General features: G+C 71.9%; 15 protein-coding genes and 1 pseudogene. 10 read left to right on the top strand and 6 right to left on the bottom strand.

What is annotated here, in order from left to right:
* Positions 1-237 precede the first annotated feature (237 nt).
* The 5 genes from ACFVXA_RS26520 to ACFVXA_RS26500 all read left to right on the top strand — a co-directional run bounded on the left by ACFVXA_RS26520 (position 238) and on the right by ACFVXA_RS26500 (position 6,942).
* Positions 238-2,727, top strand: coding sequence for an acyl-CoA dehydrogenase (locus ACFVXA_RS26520; protein WP_390026963.1), 2,490 nt, complete (start codon positions 238-240; stop codon positions 2,725-2,727).
* Between the two features lie 11 nt (positions 2,728-2,738).
* A complete protein-coding gene (locus ACFVXA_RS26515) occupies positions 2,739-3,932 on the top strand; it encodes a lipid-transfer protein (protein WP_390026960.1) in 1,194 nt (397 codons plus the stop codon).
* Between the two features lie 167 nt (positions 3,933-4,099).
* Entirely contained in the window at positions 4,100-5,527 is a 1,428-nt protein-coding gene (locus ACFVXA_RS26510) for an MFS transporter (RefSeq protein WP_384023091.1), read from the top strand.
* A gap of 51 nt (positions 5,528-5,578) precedes the next feature.
* The gene (locus ACFVXA_RS26505; protein WP_390026958.1) at positions 5,579-6,118 is read left to right on the top strand and encodes a SigE family RNA polymerase sigma factor; all 540 of its coding nucleotides are present in this window, start codon (positions 5,579-5,581) and stop codon (positions 6,116-6,118) included.
* The gene (locus ACFVXA_RS26500; protein WP_384023094.1) at positions 6,118-6,942 is read left to right on the top strand and encodes a hypothetical protein; all 825 of its coding nucleotides are present in this window, start codon (positions 6,118-6,120) and stop codon (positions 6,940-6,942) included. The genes ACFVXA_RS26505 and ACFVXA_RS26500 overlap by 1 nt, the downstream gene beginning before the upstream one ends.
* Positions 6,943-7,037: 95 nt before the next feature.
* Here the strand turns inward: ACFVXA_RS26500 and ACFVXA_RS26495 are convergent, their stop codons facing one another.
* The 3 genes and pseudogenes from ACFVXA_RS26495 to ACFVXA_RS26485 all read right to left on the bottom strand — a co-directional run.
* Positions 7,038-7,670 carry a response regulator transcription factor gene (locus ACFVXA_RS26495; RefSeq protein WP_362029110.1) on the bottom strand — a complete coding sequence of 211 codons (633 nt, stop codon included), beginning with the start codon at positions 7,668-7,670 and terminating at the stop codon, positions 7,038-7,040.
* 103 nt (positions 7,671-7,773) lie between these two features.
* Complete coding sequence (locus ACFVXA_RS26490) at positions 7,774-9,150, bottom strand: sensor histidine kinase (protein ID WP_390026956.1); 1,377 nt, start codon at positions 9,148-9,150, stop codon at positions 7,774-7,776.
* Between the two features lie 17 nt (positions 9,151-9,167).
* A pseudogene (locus ACFVXA_RS26485) lies at positions 9,168-9,305 on the bottom strand (ABC transporter permease); the annotation flags it as partial.
* A gap of 414 nt (positions 9,306-9,719) precedes the next feature.
* Between ACFVXA_RS26485 and ACFVXA_RS26480 the strand changes: the two are divergent.
* The 3 genes from ACFVXA_RS26480 to ACFVXA_RS26470 are packed head-to-tail and all read left to right on the top strand — an operon-like array spanning position 9,720 to position 12,666.
* Positions 9,720-10,577 (top strand): MaoC/PaaZ C-terminal domain-containing protein, encoded by an 858-nt coding sequence (locus ACFVXA_RS26480; RefSeq protein ID WP_383739366.1) that lies wholly within the window; start codon positions 9,720-9,722, stop codon positions 10,575-10,577.
* Positions 10,578-10,611: 34 nt separating this feature from the next.
* Positions 10,612-11,688, top strand: coding sequence for a Zn-dependent alcohol dehydrogenase (locus ACFVXA_RS26475; protein ID WP_390026954.1), 1,077 nt, complete (start codon positions 10,612-10,614; stop codon positions 11,686-11,688).
* Positions 11,689-11,727: 39 nt separating this feature from the next.
* Positions 11,728-12,666: a 3-oxoacyl-ACP reductase gene (locus ACFVXA_RS26470; RefSeq protein WP_384401710.1), complete on the top strand. Its 939-nt coding sequence runs from the start codon at positions 11,728-11,730 to the stop codon at positions 12,664-12,666.
* Between the two features lie 166 nt (positions 12,667-12,832).
* Here ACFVXA_RS26470 and ACFVXA_RS26465 read toward each other — a convergent pair whose 3' ends face one another.
* The 3 genes from ACFVXA_RS26465 to ACFVXA_RS26455 all read right to left on the bottom strand — a co-directional run bounded on the left by ACFVXA_RS26465 (position 12,833) and on the right by ACFVXA_RS26455 (position 15,921).
* Positions 12,833-13,948 carry a helix-turn-helix transcriptional regulator gene (locus tag ACFVXA_RS26465; RefSeq protein ID WP_390026951.1) on the bottom strand — a complete coding sequence of 372 codons (1,116 nt, stop codon included), beginning with the start codon at positions 13,946-13,948 and terminating at the stop codon, positions 12,833-12,835.
* A 336-nt stretch (positions 13,949-14,284) separates the two neighbouring features.
* The gene (locus ACFVXA_RS26460; protein WP_362029011.1) at positions 14,285-14,452 is read right to left on the bottom strand and encodes a hypothetical protein; all 168 of its coding nucleotides are present in this window, start codon (positions 14,450-14,452) and stop codon (positions 14,285-14,287) included.
* 50 nt (positions 14,453-14,502) lie between these two features.
* Positions 14,503-15,921 carry a hypothetical protein gene (locus ACFVXA_RS26455; protein WP_390026949.1) on the bottom strand — a complete coding sequence of 473 codons (1,419 nt, stop codon included), beginning with the start codon at positions 15,919-15,921 and terminating at the stop codon, positions 14,503-14,505.
* A 265-nt stretch (positions 15,922-16,186) separates the two neighbouring features.
* On the opposite strand from ACFVXA_RS26455, the gene ACFVXA_RS26450 reads away from it, so the two are divergent.
* Both ACFVXA_RS26450 and ACFVXA_RS26445 read left to right on the top strand, forming a co-directional pair.
* A complete protein-coding gene (locus tag ACFVXA_RS26450; RefSeq protein ID WP_362029016.1) occupies positions 16,187-17,047 on the top strand; it encodes a Nif3-like dinuclear metal center hexameric protein in 861 nt (286 codons plus the stop codon).
* Positions 17,044-17,787 (top strand): zinc ribbon domain-containing protein, encoded by a 744-nt coding sequence (locus ACFVXA_RS26445; RefSeq protein ID WP_390027002.1) that lies wholly within the window; start codon positions 17,044-17,046, stop codon positions 17,785-17,787. The genes ACFVXA_RS26450 and ACFVXA_RS26445 overlap by 4 nt, the downstream gene beginning before the upstream one ends.
* Positions 17,788-17,808 lie beyond the last annotated feature (21 nt).

Raw genomic sequence — 17,808 nt, 5'->3', positions numbered from 1 at the left:
CTCCAGGCCGGAAGAAGAGGGGGCGTCCGCGGGGTGTGCGGAGAGGGAGTCGGTGATCCGTGCGGGATGTTCGGTGATCCGTGCGGGATACGTGTCATGCGAACCCGTGCGCCTGGGCAACTATTCCGATGCTTCGGCGTACTAACGAATTCTTGACCTTCCCATGAGTATCTGACCTACCGTCAGAATGGAACGTGTTCTAGTCTGGCGCGGACCTTGGGGCTTGGGGAGGCGCGCATGGGCATCGGGACCACGCCGGAGCAGCGGGAACTGGCTGAGGCCGTACGCGGCTGGATCGCGCGAGCCGTGCCACCCGAGGAGGTCCGCAAACTGCTCGACGCGCCGGGCGGCGGCAGACCGGCGTACTGGGACGCGCTCGCCGCGCAGGGGCTGCTCGCCGTGCACCTCCCGGAGGGGTACGGCGGCGGCGACCTCGTCGACCTCGCGGTCGTCGTGGAGGAGGCCGCGCGGGGCGCGTTACCGGGGCCGTATCTCGGGAGCGTGCTGGCGTCGGCGGTCCTGGTGAGGGCGGGAACAGGGGCGGGAGCGGGCGATCGTGTGCTCGCGACGGGGGCGAGCGACGGTGCGCTCCCGGCGGGGGCCGGCGATCGCGTGGTCCCTGCGGGGGTGGGCGATCGCGTGGTCCCGGCGGGGGTGGGCGATCGCGCGGTCCCTGCGGGGGTGGGTGATTCCGTGCTTCCGGCGGGGGCGGGCGATCTCGTGCGGGGCCTGGGGAGCGGGGAGTGCGTCGGGGCCGTCGCGTTCGGCGCGGGGTCGCTGACCGCCGTGGAGGTGGACGGCGGGTATGTGATCGACGGGATGGCGCCGCCCGTGCTGTCGGGGGCCGACGCGGATGTGCTCGTACTGGCGGCGACGGTGTCGGGGTCGGGCTCGGAGGCCGCGTCGGGGTCCGGGCCGGCGTTGAGGTCGGGGTCGGGGTCGGGGGCGGAGGCCGCGTCGGGGTCCGGGCCGGCGTTGAGGTCGGGGTCGGGGTCCGGGCCGGCGACGGGGGCGGGGGCGGGGTCGGCGTCGGGGTCGGCGTCCGGGGTGGACGGCGGCATCGTGTGGCTGGCCGTCGACGCCGTCGATCTCGTCGTACGGCCGCACGAGGGCGCCGATCCGACGCGGGGGACCGCCGAGGTCCGGGCGGAGGGAGTTCGGGTCCCCTCCGTCCGTGTCCTCTCCGTCGACTCCGCCCTGGTCGGCGACCTGGCCGCCGTGCTCCTCGCGGCGGACGCCTGTGGCACCGCCGCGTGGGCGGTGGAGACCGCCGCCGAGTACGCCAAGGTGCGAGAACAGTTCGGCCGGCCCATCGGCCACTTCCAGGGCGTGAAGCACCTGTGTGCCGACATGCTCGTACGGCTCGAACAGGCGCGGGCGCTCACGTGGGACGCCGCCCGGTCCGCCGAAGCGGTGCCCGCTGTACGGGAGTTGGTGTCATCCCTCGCCGCCGGGGCCGCGCTCGACGCCGCGTACTCGTGCGCCAAGGACTGCGTCCAGATCCTCGGTGGCATCGGATTCACCTGGGAGCACGACGCCCATCTGTATCTGCGCCGGGCGGTGGTGGCACGGCAGTTGCTCGGGGCCGGGGACGTACATCTGCGGCGGGCCGCGCGGCTCGCGCGAGACGGCGTACGGCGGGAGCTGCGCCTGGAACTGCCGGAGGAGGCGTCCGTACACCGGGCGCGGGCCCGTGAGGTGATCGAGGGCGCGCGCGGGCTCGATCCGGCGGCCGTACGCCGGCTGCTGGCGCCCACGGGGTACGCCGCCCCGCATCTGCCCCCGCCGTACGGGCTCGGCGCCGGCCCCGTCCAACAGCTCGCCGTGCAACAGGAGTTGGCGGCGGCGGACGTACGGATCAGTGATCTCGGGATCGCCACCTGGGTCGTACCGTCCCTCCTCGCCCACGGAACCGACCGGCAGCGGGAGCGCTATCTGCCGCCCACCCTGCGCGGAGACCTGCTGTGGTGCCAGCTCTTCTCGGAGCCGGGCGCCGGGTCCGACCTCGCCTCGCTGCGGACGCGCGCCGAGCGGACCGCCGACGGGCGCTGGCGCGTCAACGGGCAGAAGGTGTGGACGAGCGCGGCGCAGTGGGCCGACCACGGGATCCTCCTGGCGCGCACGAATCCGGCGGCGCCCAAGCACAAGGGGCTCACGTACTTCGTCGTCGACATGAAGAACACGGACGGCATCGACATCCGCCCCCTGAAGGAGATCACCGGGGACTCCCTCTTCAACGAGGTCTACTTCACCGACGTGTTGCTGCCCGCGGACGCGGTCGTCGGCGAGGTCGACGACGGCTGGCGCGTCGCCCGCGACACGCTCGGCAACGAACGCGTGCACATGGCCGACCAAGTGACCTTCGACACGGGCCTGGAGGCGTTGATCGCTCGGGCGGACGAGATCGACAGAGCGCGTCTGGGAGCGCTGCTCGCCGAGGCACACGCACTGGCCTGTCTCGGGTTGCGCTCCACCTTGCGGCAGGTGTCCGGTGTCGAACCGGGCGCGGGCGCCTCCGTGCGGAAGCTGGTGCAGACCGTCCACCAGCAGAAGATCGCCGAGCTGGGTCTCGAACTCCTCGGCCCCACAGGCGCGTTGTGCGAGGAAGCCGGCGAACGCGCCCTGCACGGCTTCCTGCTCTCCCGCTGTCTGACCATCGCGGGCGGCACCACCCAGGTCCAGCTCAATGTCGTCGCCGAGCGCATCCTCGGCCTGCCCAGGGACTGAAGAGGGACACGATGAAGACGTACGTCGTCGGGGTCGGCATGACGAAGTTCGAGAAGCCCGAGACCCGGGAGTGGCAGTACTGGGACATGGTGAGGGAGGCGGGGACCCACGCCCTCACGGACGCGGGCATTTCCTACTCCGCCGTGCAGCAGGTGCCCGTCGGCTACTGCTTCCAGGCCTCCACCGCAGGCCAGCGCGCCGCCTACGAACTGGGCCTGACCGGTGTGCCCGTCTACAACCTCAACAACAACTGCGCGACCGGGTCGAGCGCGTTGATGCTGGCGCGCCAGTTCGTCGAGGGCGGCATCGCGGACTGCGTACTGGCGTTGGGCTTCGAGAAGATGAAGCGGGGCGCGCTGGGCGGGGGATCCGACGGCGGTGACTTCGCCACCTCCCCCGTCGCCCGGCACTACGGCATCATGGCCGCCCGGCACGGCTTCGAGATGTCCCCGCCCACCGCGCAGATCTTCGGCGACGCGGCACGTGAGCACATGGAGGCGTACGGGACGACGGAGGCGCAGTTGGCGGCCGTCGGCGCCAAGAACCACCGCCACTCGGCGCACAACCCGTACGCCCAGTTCCAGGACGTGTACTCCGTGGACGAGATCCTCGCCGCCCGCGTCGTGCACCGGCCGCTCACCAAACTCCAGTGCTCGCCGACCTCGGACGGAGCGGCGGCGGCCGTCGTCGTGTCCGAACGCTTCGTCGAGCGGCACGGGCTGGCGGACAAGGCGGTCGAGATCGTCGCCCAGGCGATGACCACTGACACCGAGGAGTCCTTCGCCTCCGGCTCCTGCCTCGACGTCGTCGGCCGCCCGATGTCGCGGGAGGCCGCGCGCCAGGTCTACGAGCGCTCCGGACTCGGCATCGACGACGTGGACGTCATAGAGCTCCACGACTGCTTCTCCATCAACGAACTCCTGACGTACGAGGCCCTCGGCATGTGCGAAGAGGGCGAGTCAGGCAAGCTCGTCGAGTCCGGCGCCACGACGTACGGCGGACGCTGGGTCGTGAACCCGTCCGGCGGTCTGATCTCCAAGGGGCATCCCCTGGGAGCCACGGGGATCGCGCAGGTGGCGGAGCTGGTGTGGCAACTGAGGGGCGAGGCGGGCGCCCGGCAGGTGGCCGACGCGCGCGTGGGGCTCGCGCACAACATCGGCCTGGGCGGAGCGGCGGTGGTGACGTTGCTGCGGGGCGTCGAGTGAGGAACCAGGCCGCGGCCTGGCTGCTCAGCGGCCGGTCGTCGTACGTGACCGGCACGGTTCTCCGGGTGGACGGCGGGATCCGGACCTGGGTCTGAGGTCCTCGGTCGCCGGACGCGGGCAGGCGTAGGGCGAAATCCCGATGCCAGGGACGTAGGCCGGTTGAGAGCATGACACCCATGCTCCGAGCCGCAGAAGACACCCGAATATCCGGACGTAGCGCGCCTCCCACGTGGGTGGTGGTCGCGCTCGTGTGCGCCGGGCAGTTCCTGGTCGTCCTTGACGTGTCCGTCGTCAACGTGGCGTTGCCCTCCATGCGGACCGACCTGGGGCTGAGCGCGCCGGGGCTCCAGTGGGTCGTGAACGCGTACGCGATCGCCTTCGCCGGGTTCATGCTGCTCGGCGGGCGGGCCGGCGATCTGTACGGACGCAAGCGGATGTTCCTGGTGGGGCTGGCCCTCTTCACACTGGCCTCGCTGGGCGGCGGGCTCGCGCAGGAGGGCCGGCAGCTGCTGGTCGCGCGGGCCGTGCAGGGCCTGGGAGCCGCGGTGCTCGCGCCCTCGACGCTGACCATCCTGACATCGGCCGTCCCGGAGGGCGCCGCACGCGCGCGAGCCATCGCGACCTGGACGGCGGTCGGCGCCGGGGGCGGCGCGGCGGGCGGACTCGTCGGCGGACTGCTCGTCGACGGGCTGTCGTGGCGGTGGGTGCTCCTCATCAACGTGCCGATCGGCGCCGTGCTCCTCGCCGGGTCCGCGCGGTGGCTGGTCGAGAGCCGCGCCGGTGACGGGCGACGCCTCGACCTGCCGGGCGCGCTGCTGGTGACAGCGGGGCTCGCGACCCTGGCGTACGGGATCGTGCAGACGGAAGCAGAGGGGTGGACGGCGGCCGCGACGCTGGTGCCGCTGCTCACCGGTCTCGCCCTCATCGGGCTCTTCCTGGTCGTCGAGGCACGCACAAAGGCGCCCCTGATGCCGTTGAAGCTGCTGCGGCTGCGGTCCGTGTCGTCGGCGAACGCGGCCATGTTCATCTCCGGCTCCGCGATGTTCTGCATGTGGTTCTTCATGACGCTGTACGAGCAGAACGTGCTCGGCTACTCGCCGCTGGGCGCCGGGCTCGCGCTGGTGCCCAGCTCACTCGCGGTGGTCATCGGCTCGAAGCTCGCGCCGCGGTTCATGCCGGTGGTCGGGGCGCGCAACGTGGCGTCGCTCGGCACGCTGATCGCCGCGGCGGGCTTCGGCTGGCAGTCCACGATGACGGCGGACGGCTCCTACCTGACGGCGATCATGTTCCCGGGGATCCTGATGATGGCGGGCGCGGGCCTGGCCGCGACACCGCTCGCCGCCCTCGCGACCTCGGGCGCGGCGCCGGGGGACGCCGGGCTGGTGTCGGGGCTGGTCAACACCTCGCGGGTGATGGGCGGATCACTCGGACTCGCGATCATGTCCACGATCGCCGCGGCCCGCACGGGGAGCGGCTCGTCGGCGGCGGCCATGACCGCCGGGTACGCGCTGGCGTTCCGTACGAGCGGGGTACTGCTGCTGGTCGGGGCGGTGTTGATGCTGGTGTGGCTGCCGAAAAAGATTTCTCGGGCGTGAGGCAACGAAATCCGGTCCTCGTGGACTCCTTCAGACATCTTGGAGGTGCCCATGGGGGATCGGAAACAGGCTCGGGACGAGGAGTTCCAGAGCTTCGTCATCGGCCGCTGGCCGCGGCTGATGCGTACGGCATTTCTCCTGACGGGGGAGCAGCACGCCGCGGAGGACCTGGTCCAGTCGACGCTGGAGCAGGTCTACGTGGCCTGGCGCAGAGTGGGCGCGGCCGACGACCCGGAGGCGTATGTACGGCACGTGATGATCAACGCGCACGCCCGCAAACACCGCAGAAAGCTCAAGGAGTTTCTCGCCCCGAAGGACGATTCGGGCCTTACGTACGAGCTGCCCGACAGCGGTGACCGGATCGCCCAGGCCGACGACCGCAGCGCGCTGCTGAAGGCGCTCTCCGAACTGCCCGCGCGACAGCGCGAAGCGGTGGTCCTTCGCTACTGGGAGGACCTGAGCGAGAGCCAGACGGCGGAGGCGATGGGCTGCTCGGTGGGCGCGGTGAAGAGCAACGCGGCCAAGGGGATCGCGAAGCTCCGCGCCATACCGGGCCTGGCCGAGATGGTGACGCACGGAGGGCAGAAGTGATGAGCGCGGACCGGGAGACGAACCACGACATGGCGACACACAGGGACATCGCCCTCCTGCTGGCCGAGGCCGCGGACGAGGTCGAGATCGGTATAGCCCCCTACCAAGCGGTGGTCCGCGGCGGCCGGCGCCGCAAGGCCCGCCGCTGGGCGATCGCGGCCGCCGCGGCACTGGTGATCGCCGGCTCGACGGGGACGTTGGCGCTGGCCGGCGGACCGGGCGGTGACGGGGGGCGGGTCGCGCCGGCGGCGACGCAGCCCGCGACGGCCAAGGAGCGGCATGTGTACGCGCCGCAGCGCAGCACCCTGGCCATGGGAACCGACCACGGAAAGAACTGGCAGGTGAGCATCGATGTCTGGGGAGCGCCGCGGGACGGGTCCGAGGCACGTCGCCAACTGGACAGGATGCGCGAGTACGGAGCCCACCCGCCGGGCGTCCGCGCCGCCTCGGACCTGATCGGCGCGAGCTGGTTCTTCGTGCACCGGTTGGTGGGCGACACAGATCTGACGACGGTCATGGAGGGGGAGGGCGAGTCGCTGTCGGGCACGGACATGCAGGCGGCCGCGATGTCCTTCGGAAGCGGTACGTCCGCCAAGAAAGGCGCCTCCCGCCTCGTGGTCGGACAGGTCGCCCCGACCGCCCAGCGTGTCACGTGCACCTGGGACGACGGCACGACCTCCGTCGCCCGCAGGGGACTCGAGGGCGATGGCCTCCTGGACTACCGCGAGCCCAAGATCCTCCCGGTCAAGGGCTCCCGGTCCGACTGGTTCGTCTGCCTGGCACCGGAGGGGAAGAGCAACCAGTCGGCGAAGGTGACGAAGTGACGGGAGAGGCGGCGGGGCGGACTCTCGGAGCCGGCCCCGGGTGCGTCGAGTCACCCCTGCCGGGGACGAGCTGCCGCGGGACGGCCGGGGTCCGGCTACAGCCACCCCTGTTGGCGGGCCTCCCGCATCGCCTCCATGCGGTTGCGGGTGCCCGTCTTGCCGATGGCGGAGGAGAGGTAGTTGCGGACGGTCGACTCGGAGAGGTGGAGCTTGCCGGCGATGTCGGCGACGGTGGCACCGTCCACGGAGGCCTTCAGCACGTCGCACTCGCGGGCGGTGAGCGGATTGGGCCCGGCGCTCAGCGCCGCCGCGGCGAGCGCCGGGTCGATGACGGTCTCCCCGGTCAGCACCCGCCGGACCGCCTCGGCCAGCTCCTCCACGGGCCCGTCCTTGACCAGGAACCCCGCGGCCCCCGCCTCCATGGCCCGTCGCAGATACCCGGGCCGCCCGAAGGTGGTGAGGATCAGCACCCGGCAGTCGGGCGCCTGTTCGCGCAGTTCGGCGGCGGCGTCCAGGCCGCTCATGCCGGGCAACTCGATGTCCAGCAGCGCCACATCAGGCCGGTGCAGCAACGCCGCGTCCACGATCGCGTCCCCCGCGGACACCTGCGCGACCACCTCGATGTCGGCCTCCATCCCGAGCAGCAGAGCGAGCGCCCCTCGCATCATTCCCTGATCCTCGGCGAGCAGGACACGAATGGACTTGGCGGGCCGGTGGTCCCGGGGCATCTCGTTCACGGGGCAAGGGTATGAGCAAACCGAACCCGCCCGATGTGCGCGGGCGGCGCGACTCCGGGGACCTGCCTCCCGAGCCGGGCCACCCCGGCCACGCTCACGTCAGACGTGCCACTCGGCCCGCTCGGGTTCCAGGGAAGCCTGGTGTTCTCCGCAGGTCGGTGGCTTCCGCCAAGTCACCGGAGTCCACCGGGAGTTCGGCCCGCACCCGGAAGCCGCCGCCGGCGGTCGGGCCCGCCGACAGTGAGCCGCCCGCTGTCGCCAGGCGTTCGGTGAGGCCCTTGAGGCCGGTGCCGCCTGTGCCGGGTGCGGGTGCGGGTGCGGGCCCGGACGGGGGCGCGGAGCCGGCCGCCGTGAACGCGGGGGCGGGCGCGGACGCGGGGTCGGGGATGGACGCGCCCGGGCCGTTGTCGGTGACGGTCAGGCTGACGCGTTCGGGAGTGCCGTCGACCGTGATGTCGCAGCGGGTCGCGCCGCTGTGGCGTACGACATTGGTGACGGCCTCACGGACCACCCAGCCGAGCAGGGCCTCGGTCTGGGGCACGAGGGGTGTCCCCGACTGCCGTACGAGCGGCTCGACGCCCGCGGCGGACAGCGCGGAGCGGGCGCGGTCCAGTTCCGTGGCGAGGCTGCCCTCGCGGTAGCCGGTGACCGCCTCGCGGATCTCCGTGAGGGCCTGGCGGCCGACCGACTCGATGTCCGTGACCTGGACGAGGGCCGCGTCCAGGTCACGGTGGGCCAGCCGGCGCGCCGCCTCCGACTTCACCACGATGACGGAGAGCGTGTGGCCCAGCAGGTCGTGCAGGTCGCGGGAGAAGCGCAGCCGTTCCTTCTCGACGGCGCGGCGCGCCAACTCCTCCCGGGCGGCGCGCAGTTCTCGTACGGCCTCGGAGAGGGAGAGGATCGCGGCCGTCACCATCGTGGACAGGAAGGTGCCGTACGCGACGTTCACCGCGTCCCAGCCCGCCCGGAAGAAGGAGACCACCGCCGCGAGCGCGGTCACGCCGAGGCCGATCTGGCCGAGCCACGGGCCCCGCAGGACGGCCCCGGTGGCCAGGCCGAGCAGCGGGAAGAAGTACAGCCAGCTGCCGCCGTACCCGATGGCGAGCCCGCAGGTGAGCAGGCCCATCACGGCGAGCGCCACCCGTGTGGAGCGGGACTCGCGCTTCTCCTTCACGAACGCCCGGAACGTCACATAGATGTAGAGCGAGTTGAAGGCGAGCAGGCCCACGCCGCCGATCCACGGATTCGGGGTCTTGCCCTGGAAGATGTTGGAGAAGGCACCCATGCCCATCAGCAGCCACGGCAGCAGGGCGAAGCCGGTGGGCGGCGGCCCCGGGTTCTCGGGCATCCTGCCGCCGCTCTTGCGGGCGGCCCGCTGCTCGGTCTTGAACCGCTCCATGTCGGCCTTCCAGCGCGCCCGCTCCGCCTGCCACTCGCGCACCCGGCAGGTCACCCCGCTCATCCAGGACATGTCCCGCTCCCCCCGGCTCAGACGGTCCGTGCGGACCGACGGTACGAGACCACAGCGTACGAACCGAACGCCGGCAGCCAGGCCGTCAGGACGGCCACCGCGCCGAGCCCCGGAGCATGGCCGTCCGCGACGGACACACCCAGTTGACCAGGCCGCCGGCCGCCAGCACCGCCGGCAGTGTGCGGCGATCGCGCTGTTGCTCTTGTCCCCGTCGTCCGTGTCCGGTGGATCCTGCGGGTCCCGTCTGCCCTGTCAGCCCCGTCAGCCCCGTCAGCCCTGCGTGTCATGAGTGCGCCCCCGTCGTCCGTCCCATGACCATCACGCTATGAGCCGCGAGCCCGGCCCGGCAGATGCATATGTCAGCAATGGGCCGGGACAAATGTCACGGCCGACGGATCTGACATGGTGTCAGTAGTCTTCACAAGTGCTGGACGCTGGGCTATACAGGGGTTCGCCGGACTGGAACGCGTTCTAGAACGGGCGGGTTCCGCGGCCCAGTGTCGACCTCGGTGCGGCCGACGGTGCGGACGGCCGCACCGAGGTCTCAGGCCCTAGTGATCAGGAGCCCCATGCCCATTGACGCCGCCAAGGCCGTCGCCGCCGAGCCCCGGACCGCGGAGATCGCCTGGAGTCACAAGGACGTCCAGCTCTACCACCTGGGCGTGGGCGCGGGCGTCCCCGCGACCGACCCCGACGAGCTGCGCTACACCCTGGAATCCCGGCTGCATGTCCTGCCGAGCTTCGCCACCGTCGCCGGCGCGGGCTCACCAGGCGTGATCAGCGGCCTCTCCATGCCGGGCGTCGACGTCGACCTCACGCACGTCCTGCACGGCGGCCAGACCGTCGCACTGCACCGCCCGATCCCCGCCGAGGGCACGGCGCTCGCCACCGGGCGCATCGCGGCGGTGTACGACAAGGGCAAGGCCGCGATCCTCGTCATGCGCACCGAAGTCGCCGACGCCGAGGGCCCGCTCTGGACCAACGACGCCCAGATCTTCGTACGGGGAGAGGGCGGCTGGGGCGGCGACCGCGGCCCCTCCACCCGCCTCGACGCTCCCTCCGGGCCGCCCGACAAGACCGTCGAGCGGCCGATCCGCGAGGACCAGGCCCTGCTCTACCGGCTCTCCGGCGACTGGAATCCGCTGCACGCCGACCCCGAGTTCGCCAAGCTCGCCGGGTTCGACCGGCCGATCCTGCACGGGCTGTGCACCTACGGCATCACGCTCAAGGCGGTCGTCGACACGCTGCTCGGCGGGGACGTGGCCCGCGTCCGCTCGTACACCACCCGCTTCGCCGGTGTCGTCTATCCCGGCGAGACCCTGCGCATCCGGATGTGGCGGCGGGACGGCGGGGTCCAGGTCGCGGTGAGCGCGGTGGAGCGGGACGAGGCGCCGGTCCTCGCCGACACGATCGTTGAGCACGCCTGACTGTCGTACGTACCGTCCTGAGGGGAGCCGCACCATGCGCGCAGCCGTACTGCACGAGATAGGCCAGGACAAGCTCGAAGTCTTCGACGACGTCGAGGCGGTGGGCTTCGGGCCCGGCAAGGTGAGGATCCGGGTGCGGGCCACCGGGCTGTGCCACTCGGACCTGTCCGCGATGAACGGCGTGCTGCCGCAGCCCGCGCCGTTCGTGCCCGGACACGAGGGCGCCGGCGAGATCACCGAAGTCGGCGACGGAGTGAGCCACTTGAAGCCCGGCGACCGGGTCGTCGTCTGCTGGCTGCCGGCCTGCGGGGTCTGTCCCGCGTGCAAGCGCGGCCAGACCGAACTGTGTCTGGCCGGGTTCATGAACGCGGGCACCCCCAACTTCAAGCGCCCCGGCAAAGACGTCTTCGGCTTCGCCGGCACCGGTACCTTCACCGAGGAGGTCGTCGTCGACGCGGGCTGCGCGGTCCCCATCCCCGACGACGTGCCCTTCGACATCGCGGCCCTCATCGGCTGCGGGGTGACCACGGGCCTGGGCGCGGCCCTCAACACCGCCGACCTGGAGGCCGGCTCGTCGGTCGCCGTCATCGGCTGCGGCGGTGTCGGCATCTCCGCGATCCAGGGCGCGCGGCTCAAGGGCGCCGCCGAGATCATCGCCGTCGACCCGGTCGCCTCGCGCCGCGAGGCCGCACTCAGGTTCGGCGCGACGAAGGCGGTCTCGCCGGACGAACTCGCCGGCCTCAAGCAGTCGGTGACCGGCGGCGAAGGCTTCGACTACGTCTTCGAGGTCGTCGGCAAGTCTGCCACCGCCCGCACCGCGTACGAGACCACCCGCCGCGGCGGCACACTCGTCGTCGTCGGCGCGGGCGCCATGGACGACTTCCTCCAGCTCAACATGTTCGAGCTGTTCTTCGACGAGAAGCGGATCCTGCCCTCGATGTACGGCGGCGGAGACGTCCTGCGGTCCTACGAGCGGACCGTCGCCCTGTGGCGCGCGGGCCGTATCGACCTGGAGGGCCTGATCACCCACCGGGTGCCGCTCGCCGGGATCAACGAGGCCCTCGACCAGATGCGGACGGGCACCGCTCTGCGCACGTGCATCGAGATCTGACTCCACAGCCGCTTGGCCCCCTCACTGTTAAGGACGCTGATGTCACTGCCACTTGAAGGGCTGACCGCGATCGTCACCGGCGCGGGGCGCGGGCTCGGACGGGCCGAGGCGCTCGAACTCGCACGCCTGGGCGCGGCCGTCGTCGTCAACGACTACGGTCAGCCCGGGCGGGACGGCTCCGGCGAGGCGTCGGCCACGCCCGCCGAGGAGGTCGCCGCCGAGATCCGTACGGCGGGCGGCCGGGCCGTCGCCCACACCGGGGATGTCGCCGACCACGAGCAGGCCCGCGCACTGGTCGAGTCGGCGGTCGGCGAGTTCGGGAAGCTGGACATCCTGGTCAACAACGCGGGCATCCTGCGTGACCGGATGGTCTTCTCGATGTCCGAGGACGAGTGGGACTCGGTCATCCGGGTGCACCTCAAGGGCCACTTCAACACGACGCACTTCGCGTCCGTGCACTGGCGGGCGCGCTCCAAGGCGGCCGACGGGCCCGTGTACGGGCGGATCGTGAACACCTCGTCGGAGGCGTTCCTCGCGGGTTCGGCGGGACAGCCCAACTACGCGGCGGCGAAGGGCGGGATCGTCGGCCTGACCACCTCGACCGCGGCGGCGCTCGCCAAGTACGGCGTGACGGCGAACGCCATCTGCCCGCGCGCTCGGACCCGGATGACGGAGGACGTCTTCGCCGGTTTCGGCAAGCCGGACGACGGTCTGGACCCGCTCGCGCCCGAGCATGTCGCCCCACTCGTGGGCTACTTGGCCTCACCCGCCGCCGCACATGTCAACGGCCAGCTCCTCGTCGTGCACGGCGGCATGGTCGCGATCGTCGAACGCCCCCGGGTGACCGCCAAGTTCGACACCAAGCAGGACGCCTTCACCTACGACGAACTGGACGCGCTGCTCACCGCGCACTACGCCGAGCGCCCCGAGGGCGAGACGTTCGCGGCGGTGGAGGTGCTCGGGCTCAGACACGGGTAGCTTTCGGGGCTTCGGACTCCAGGCCTCGGGCCGTGCCTTCGGACTCCAGGCCTCGGGCCTTCGGACTCCAGGACTCGGGGCCTTGCCTTCGGACTCCGGGCCTCGGGTTTTCGGACTCCAGGCCCCGGCCTTTCGGATTCCGGGCCTCGGGCCGTTCGGTCGGCGGCTACCGGTCCTCGGGGCTCAGCAGCCGCCCGTCCGTCGACAGGGGTGGGTGCGCCAGCTGCGGCAGATAGTGCCGGAAGAACAGTTCGGCGACCAGTTCGCGGCGGCTGCGCACCCCCACCTTGTCGAAGATCTGCTTGAGATGGTCCTGCACCGTGTACGCGGAGACGCCGAGATGCTGGGCGATCTCGCTGGTCGAGCGGCCGAGCAGCAGATGCTGGGCGATCTGCCGGGCGCGCGGCGACAGCCCGTACACGTCGAGGACCAGCGCGGTCAGTTCGGCGGGATCGGTGGGGCCCACGGAGATCACGGTGGTGGGTTCACCGCCCTGGTCGACGGGCCAGGCCCGCAGCGAGATCCAGCGGCCCGCGCCGGTCGGCGCCCGCAGGTGCGCCCCGGGGCCGGCCACCTCGCCGCGCGCCTGCATCGCCAGCGCGCGCAGCAGATACGGGGCTTCCTCGGCGCGGCCCGGCGCGTGCCGTTCCTGAAGCTGGTCGATCCAGTGGTGTGCCGTCGGCGACATCGACCGCACACCGAGGTCACCGTCGAGGACCACCCAGCCCGGCGCGTCCGGCAACGGCCCGGAGTCCACGCCGGACAGCAGCAGTGAGCGGCGCAGCGCGGCACAGGCCGGCACGCTCACGGCCTCGGCCACGGCGAGCTCGGCGGCGGAGAAGGGGCGGGTGTGCGCGTCCCGGCACAGCACGAGCAGGCCCCAGGTGCGCCGGCCGTCCCGCAGCAGGATGCGTAACTCGTCTGCCAGGTCGAGGGGTTGGAGGATCTCCCGGTAGTACTTGCTCTCGTCGAGCCGCCCGTGCGTCGAGCGGCTGAGCAGGCTCACCTTGCCGGGGCGCCGGGTCAGCGCCCGCAGATTGTCGACGTCGTCCTGCTCGACGTGCTCGATCTCGAAGAGGCGGCGCATGCTCGACTCCGGGAATCCGGACTCGTGCTGCCCGCCGGTGTCGAGGAGCGTCGAGGGGTCCAGGACCACTCCGCACCAGATGTCCGCCGGTACGGCGTCCAGCAGGACGCGGGTGGTGTGGTCGAGCACGGCGAGGGCGCTGAGCTCGCCCCTCAGGCCGCGTTCGAGGCGGGCGGTGGTCTCGGACAGGATCATCGGCTTGTCCCCGGAATATCAGTCCGTCATATCCCAGGAATCTGGGATACCCCCGCGGATGTCAGCTCCGTACCGTGGGTCTCGATTGTGGAGGTCGGTTCCCGCCCGGACAAGGGGGAGTTGAGCCGCGACGGGCGGAGGGACGGGGGGACTGGACGCGGGGGACTGGACACGGGGGTTGGACGTCCCGCGCGTGGGGCCCGGGGGAGCCCCGCACAGAACGGCCCCGCTCGCCATCGCGCGAGCGGGGCCGTGATGCCGGTCGGACGTGCCGTCAGACCGTGGTGTTCCGGTTGGACGTGCCGTCAGACCGTGGTGTTCCGGTTGGACGTGCCGTCAGACCGCGGTGTTCTGGTCGGACGGCCTGCGGTGGCGGCCCTGCGGGGTCGCCGCGTCGTCCTGGCCGGAGACCGGGCCCCGGTGCTTGCCGTGGCCTTCGGCCTGCTGGGCGGTGGCCTCGTGGGCGTCAGTGCCCCGCGCTTCCATGGTGTTGGTGTCGCTCATCTGATGTGTTCACCCCGTATGCAAGATCCTTCTTTTACAGCCGGGGGATTCTAACTGGCGGTCATGGCGGGGGTGTCGGTGGGTGACGTTTCCTCGTCCCCGCCGCTCCTGCCCTCCCCGCCCATGCCCTCCCCGTACCTGAAGGCTGCGCCCCCGGACCCCTCTTCGGCCCGGACGGCCCCGTCCCCGAACGCCGGACGGGCCGAAGCGCGTAACCGTCCCTTCAAAGGCGCCTGTTGGAGAGGTACCGGGCGGGCCGGGGGGACCGGGATGTGTCTCGGGGGAGCCGGATCGGTGGGGCGGTCCGGCTCCCCCTTCCCCCTCGGTGCTCCCACCCGCGCCACGCCGCACGGCACCGCCCCCGTCGCGTACGGCAGTTGGAGCACCCCCTCTCTGGTCCACAGGCCGGTCCCCGCCAGCCAGCCCTCGGGGGCCGGGAGGTGGTGGACCTGGCGTTCGGCGGGACGCCAGATGCCCAGCCAGGTGCCGGCCGGCCCGTCGATGCGCAGGGCGACGGCGCAGGTCTCGGGGGTGAGGACCTGGCCCGGCTGGATCGCGAACGGCGTGACGGCACAGTCCGTCGCGCGCAGGCACTCCGGGAAGCGGATCGGCAGGGTGCTGCCGAGGACGCCCCAGCCGAGACGGGCGTGGCCCGGCGACGGGGCGTCCGAGCGGATGAGGAGGAGTCCGCTGTCGGCGTCCGCGAGGAGCAGGCGGTCGTTGCTGTGCTCGGCGATCTGGAGGAGCGGTGAGACCTCGCCGCCGCGCTCCAGGTCGACGACGACCGTCTTGGTGCGGCCGTCCTGGAAGCGGTCGAGGGCCAGCAGACGGCCGGTGCCGTCCAGCCACACCCCGCCCGCGCAGTGGCCCGGCACCTCGGCCAGGTGTTCGGGGCCGAACGCGCCGCCCGCCACCAGCCACACCGCCGTGGAGCCGCGGCCCACGGCGAGGGCGTACGCACGCTCCCCGCCCGGCGCGGGCGGCAGCAGCCGCAGCCGGGTGCCCGCGTCGGGGCACTCGACGGCGCCGAGCGGCAGCTCGCCGGTGCCGGGCCCGGTCGGGTAGAGGAGGGAGAAGACGTGCCGTCCGTCCGCCACGCGGTGGATCAGCACCCTCCCGTCGGTCAGCGGCAGCACCTCGGTGCCGGGCTCCTCCGGCTGGTGGGTGGGCAGCGGGACGGCGTACGGCTCGGGGCCGTCCAGCGTCCAGCGCTCGGGGTACCAGGACTCGCCGGCGAGGGCGAGGCGTGCCGCGTACGTGCCGTCGGCGGTGATCACACAGCCGGGGCGGCCGGTCCACTCGCGCGCGTCCTCGTACGCGAGCCCTCTGGTGCCCTCGCTCTCGACCCCGTCCACATCGTCGCTCGCGTCTTCCTCCGCGCCCCGGCTTTCGCCCTGGTTCCCACCCCGGTCCACGTCTTTGCGTTCGTCTTTGTTCTCCGCCACGGGCTCCGTCGCACAGGCCGTCATCGTTCGGTCACCTCCGGCGACGAAGCTAGTTTTCGTACGCACAGACGTGGGACCGACGGGCGGCCGCTTCACACATAAGGGTGGCCATGTCGGGATTCGCCTGAGGAAACGGGGGCGGATGTGCTGAACGGTGGTGAGGAGGCGAGGGTGGAGGACAGGTGGCCGGGGGGCCGGCGGGGGTCACCAGGGGCCGCCCGTCGCCGGTGTGCTGGTCGAGTGGCTCTCGACCGGTCGGGCACCGACATAAGGCAGGTAGCCTTTCCCCGTGCCCCGTCTGTCTGAAGTCATCGCCGCGCTGGACGTCCTCTGGCCCCCCGAGAGGGCCGAGGGGTGGGACGCGGTCGGCACCGTCTGCGGTGACCCCGACCAGGAGATCGCGCGCGTCCTGTTCGCCGTCGACCCGGTGCAGGAGATCGTCGACGAGGCCGTGAAGCTGGGCGCCGACCTGCTGGTCACCCACCACCCGCTCTATCTCCGCGGTACGACGACGGTGGCGGCCACCAGCTTCAAGGGCCGCGTCGTGCACACCCTGATCAAGAACGACATCGCGCTGCACGTCGCCCACACGAACGCCGACCGTGCCGATCCGGGCGTCTCGGACGCCCTCGCGGGCGCGCTCGACCTCCGAGTCGTACGCCCCCTCGTGCCGGACCCGACCGACCCGGAAGGCCGCCGGGGCCTGGGCCGTGTCTGTGAGCTGGACCACCCGCTGACCGTCCGCGACCTCGCCGCGCGCGCCGCCGAGCGGCTGCCCGCCACCGCGCAGGGCATCCGTGTCGCGGGCGACCCCGAGACGCTCGTACGGACCGTCGCGGTCAGCGGTGGCTCCGGCGACAGCCTCTTCGACGACGTGCGCGCCGCCGGGGTGGACGCCTTCCTGACCGCGGACCTGCGCCACCACCCGGCCTCGGAGTTCATGGCGGATCACGCCCGCAGTCCTCTCGCGCTGCTCGACGCGGCGCACTGGGCCACCGAGTGGCCCTGGTGCGAGCTGGCCGCCGCCCAGCTCGACGAGATCTCCGACCGTCACGGATGGGACCTCAGGGTCCATGTCTCGAAGACGGTCACCGACCCCTGGACCGCCCACGCGGCCTCGAATACCGACACATCAGGAGCCCCCAACTGAACGCCGCGCCCGCCGACCAGATCCGACTCCTCGACGTCCAGGCCCTCGACGCCCGCCTGCAGCAGCTGGCGCACAAGCGGAGGTCGCTGCCCGAGCACGCCGAGATCGAGTCGCTGAACAAGGACCTCACGCAGCTGCGCGACCTGCTCGTCGCCGCGCAGACCGAGGAGAGCGACTGCGCCCGCGAGCAGATCAAGGCGGAGCAGGACGTCGACCAGGTGCGCCAGCGCGCCGCCCGCGACCAGAAGCGTCTCGACTCGGGTGCCGTGTCCTCGCCCAAGGACCTGGAGAACCTCCAGCGCGAGATCACCTCCCTCGCCAAGCGCCAGGGCGACCTCGAGGACGTCGTCCTGGAGGTCATGGAGCGCCGCGAGTCCGCGCAGGAGCGCGTCGCCGAGCTGACCGAGCGGGTCTCCTCCGTCCAGTCGAAGATCGACGACGCGACGGCCCGCCGGGACGCCGCCTTCGAGTCCTTCGACGGCGAGGCGGCGACGGTGACCAAGGAGCGCGAGGTCATCGCCGGCACCATCCCCGCCGACCTCCTCAAGCTCTACGACAAGCTGCGCGAGCAGCAGGGCGGCGTCGGCGCGGCCCGGCTCTACCAGCGCCGCTGCGAGGGCTGCCGCCTGGAGCTCAACATCACCGAGGTCAATGACGTGAAGGCGGCCTCCCCGGACACCGTGCTGCGGTGCGAGAACTGCCGCCGCATCCTGGTGCGCACGTCCGAGTCCGGCCTGTAAATCTGTAAGTCTGTTCTCTGA

Origin of the sequence: Streptomyces sp. NPDC058246 (genome assembly GCF_042881985.1) — a bacterium.
Taxonomy (GTDB): domain Bacteria; phylum Actinomycetota; class Actinomycetes; order Streptomycetales; family Streptomycetaceae; genus Streptomyces.
The sequence above is the reverse complement of the archived record's forward strand: the minus strand, read 5'-3'. Positions and strand labels throughout refer to the sequence as shown.